A 3,688-nucleotide genomic window follows, 5' to 3' on the forward strand; every position below is an offset into this window, starting at 1 on the left:
CTGCTCGACCCGGCGGGCGGCGGGGTGGCCGGGGCCGAAGACGGACGCGAGCAACAACAGCAGCAAATTGCCTGTGCGTACGGCATCGGCGGCGCCGTCCACGGTGAGCCAGGAGGCGACCGCGTTGACGGCTTGCCGCCGCACCTGATGATGGGTGCCAGGCAGCGAGCGCAGCCACCCCGCCGCGGCCGCTGTCGAAGCCTCGGTGGCGGTCACTGGCTGCCGGGCGAGCTGGGCGCAGAAGCCGACGAGCTCCAGGGCGTGCAGGGTGTGCGCGTGAACGGGCCCGTGACTGCTGGCGAGTTCGTCGGCGAGAGCACGGGCCAGCGCCAGGGCCTCGGCGGGCCTGCCGGTCCTCAGGGAGGCGCGGATGCCGTCGATGCGGAATATGAGGAATTCCGGCACGGGGACCGGGACCGGACGGACGGCCGGGCTGGAGGGCATGACTCTCCCTGGAGATGAAGACGGGGGCGGGCGGATGCCGCCGCCGGGGGGCCGGCGGCGGCATCCCGAATCGAGTCCAGCACCGGTGTGCTGCTCGACCGCGCACGTCAACGGGCGTGGGAGGGCCCTCGGTGCCGGGGCGGCGCCGTGCATCCACGGCGTGCCGACTGCCCGTACCTCACCATCCCAGCAGGCCGCCGGCAACCCTGATTACCCCGGGGCCGGTTCCTATTCCGATTCCCGGAATGCGCGGCGCGCACTGTTTCGCCGGCCGGAACGAGGGCGGTCCCGCATGCGCGCGGGCGGCGGGTCAGAAGGCCGGTCCGGCCAGCGACGCCCGGTCCCATGCGATGCGGGCCGCGCGCTCCACCAGTTCGACCAGGTCGACCGTAGCCGAGTCGCCGTCGAGATGGCGGTACTCCGTGCTGAGCGTGATCGCCAGCCGCTCCGGAAGGCCGAGACGGGGGTAGCGGTCCTCCTTGAGGAGGATCTGCGCCGCCTCGACGGCACTGCGGCCCTGGCCGTGCAGAAGGTAGGCCTGGTCGGCGAGGTCATCGAGATAGGCGATGTACTCCCGCAGCTCTTCGGGGGTCATGAGCGGCCCGTGGCCCGGGACGATCCACTGCGGGCCGAGGGCCAGGATCCGTTCGCAGGCGGCGGAGACCCGTTCCAGAGGGCCGGCCCAGTGCGAGGGGTGGTCGTCGGCGAAGACGATGTCACCGGCGAACACCACACGCTGGGCGGGCAGATGGACGATCAGGTCGCCGACCGTGTGCGCGGGGCCGACCTCGTGCAATTCGACGGGTATCCCGCCGACCTCCAGGTCGCGGCGCCCGGTAAAGGTATCCGTGGGCGAGACCACGGTGATGCCGGAAAAGTCGAACCTGCCGAAATGCTCCCGGAAGTACCAGCCCAGGGGCTGGCCCGGATCGGTGTCGTGGACCAGCGCGTGGAGCTGCTGCGGGGTCGGTTCGAGGCACTGGTGGTCCAAGGCCGCGCGGGTCGCGAGGACTTCGGCGCCGGGCAGCTGCTGCAGGCCCCAGGTGTGATCGCCGTTGGCGTGGGTGAGGGCGACGCGGTCCAGCGGCACGCGCGGGCCGGCGGCCGCCCGGGCGGCGTCCAGGAAGGAGTCCGTCAGAGCCGGGGTGTACGGGGTGTCCACCAGCAGGGCCTGGCCGCGGGAGGTGATCAGGCCGCAGTTGGCAAGTCCCCAGGCCGAGGCCTGCCGGGGCTGCCATGCGAAGACGCCCGGGGTGATCTGTGTCAGGACAGCGGTACGGGTCATGGGCAGGCAATCTGCGGTCGGGATGCGGTCCGGAAGAACACGCGCACGGTCAGGGCTTGGGCTCGAACACGAGAAAGAAGAAGCGGGCGCCGGGGCTCCCGAACGGCTGCGCCGCGCACATGGTGACGTTGCCCAGCTGGGACGGAGCGTGCCGCTCGCAGCATGCGTCCTGGGAGTCCGCCGTGCCCGGCGCCGGCGCATAGCCGGCATGGCGCATGGCACGGGTGTCCCCGTCGGGATGGACGTAGGCGATGTTGTGGTTGCGGTAGATCGGGCCCACGACCGGGTCGTCGCTGACCTCCTTGTCGAGCTGCTGGAGGTCGTCGTTGCCGGGGTGCGAGGCCACCGCGGTGCGCAGCTGGGCCGCGACGGGGGTGGCCCACCGCTTCTCCCAGTCGACCAGATGGTGTTCGCGCGCGTCCTCGCGCAGCAGCATCCAGCGGATGAGGTTCTGCTCGGGAAGACGGGGCTTTTCTCCCGGGATCTGCGGGAACATGCGGATGAAGTCGTCGTTCGCGGCGAGGACGTTCCAGGCCACGTCGTTGACGTAGCAGGGCTGCCCGGTCACGTGGGTGACGGCGTGCTGCCAGGCGGGCGCCACGTTGGTCCCGGCCATGGGGTCCATCGGTATGGGCGGTTCATGGCCCAGGGCGTAGACGTAGAGCGCGGAGCGCTCCCGTTCCTCCATGCGCAGCACCTTGGCCACGTTGTCGAGGAACTCCGCGCTCGGCGTCGTCATGTCGCCGCGCTCGAGGTCCGCGTACGTGCGCTCGGTCACGAACAGGGCCTGCGCCACCTGCGCCTGCGACAGGCCGCTCGAGCGCCGCCCCCGACCGGTCCGCTTCGGCCAGCCGAGTTCGACCGGGTTGATCTGTCCCCGCTTCCATCGCAGCAGCTGCTGCAACGCCTCCTTGTTGTTCACCCTGGACCCTTCCCCGTGGAGCTGTACGTGCCGGCCCGGCGAATTACCGGAAATGTCTGCTCCTGAAATTCGCGGGCCGGAAAATTCAGAGCCTGGTGACGACGATCGTGGCCGGTAAAAATCGGCCACTGGATCGAATGCGCGTTGTGGGAGACGCGACGGTCCCCGATCGCGAGGGGGAGTTCGCGTTGCTGCACCCTGTTGTCGCCCCGTCGGACCGCACCGGCGGAGCCGTGGTCCGCACCATGGCGGTGCTCAGGGCCCTGGTCCGCCTCGGCCCGGACGAGCAGCCGCTGGCTGCCATCGCCGAGTCCTCTGGCCTGCCTGCTCCCACCGTTCACCGGTATCTTCAGGCGCTCGTGCGCGACGGTGCGGTCGAGCAGAGAGGTCCGCGCGCTCGCTACGCGCTGGTCGACGCGCTGCACGGCACCCCTCGCTTTCCTGCCCCGATCCAGCCGTCACCGGCCGTTCAGCCTTCGCCTGCGGTGCGGGCTGAGCTGGTCACACTACAGTCGAGAACTGGCCAAATTGCTTTCGTATACCGTCCGCATCTGATCGGCGCTCCGATGAGGATTTGCGCAGAACGGGCATACGGGGCGCACGATGGAGAGCTGCTCACCGCCCCGGAGAATGCGCTTCGCACCCTCGAAGCCGCCCCGTTGGAGGCCGACGCGGCCGGTCTCGCGATCCTGGCCTGTCTCGGAGCCGAAAACCGCTCCAAGATCGACATTTCTCACATCCGTGAGGAAGGTCACGTGGTCGGGGCCTCGCCGCTGCCGCACCGGAGCATGATCGCCGCGCCCCTCTGGTTCGGCCCGGCCATCGCCGGCTCCGTGGCGCTGGTCGCGGCCGACTCCCAGATGAAGCGGCCGGCCACCCGGGCCCGTTACGTCAACGCGGTGATGGACACCGCTGCGGCGATGAGCGGACAGCTGACGCGGTCCGGCGCCCGCCGGGCCGGCTGATTGACCACAGCAACCTGCAAAGCAAAGAGAAAGGATTCCCCATGTCCCGTTCCGTCCTGATCACCGGAGGCA

General features: G+C 70.2%; 4 protein-coding genes. 1 reads left to right on the forward strand and 3 read right to left on the reverse strand.

The window, feature by feature from the left end:
• The 3 genes from AOK08_RS40035 to AOK08_RS40045 form a co-directional block, all read right to left on the reverse strand.
• Positions 1 to 444, reverse strand: a 444-nt coding sequence (locus AOK08_RS40035) for a hypothetical protein (protein WP_055535252.1), incomplete at its 3' end; no start/stop codon positions are given.
• A 310-nt stretch (positions 445 to 754) separates the two neighbouring features.
• Complete coding sequence (locus AOK08_RS40040; RefSeq protein WP_055535254.1) at positions 755 to 1,729, reverse strand: MBL fold metallo-hydrolase; 975 nt, start codon at positions 1,727 to 1,729, stop codon at positions 755 to 757.
• Between the two features lie 49 nt (positions 1,730 to 1,778).
• Complete coding sequence (locus AOK08_RS40045; RefSeq protein ID WP_055535256.1) at positions 1,779 to 2,651, reverse strand: MmyB family transcriptional regulator; 873 nt, start codon at positions 2,649 to 2,651, stop codon at positions 1,779 to 1,781.
• Positions 2,652 to 2,746: 95 nt separating this feature from the next.
• On the opposite strand from AOK08_RS40045, the gene AOK08_RS40050 reads away from it, so the two are divergent.
• On the forward strand, positions 2,747 to 3,616 hold the full coding sequence (locus AOK08_RS40050) for a helix-turn-helix domain-containing protein (protein WP_241827303.1): 870 nt from the start codon (positions 2,747 to 2,749) through the stop codon (positions 3,614 to 3,616).
• Positions 3,617 to 3,688: the final 72 nt, after the last annotated feature.

Source organism: Streptomyces graminilatus, assembly GCF_001418565.1.
GTDB lineage: Bacteria > Actinomycetota > Actinomycetes > Streptomycetales > Streptomycetaceae > Streptomyces > Streptomyces graminilatus.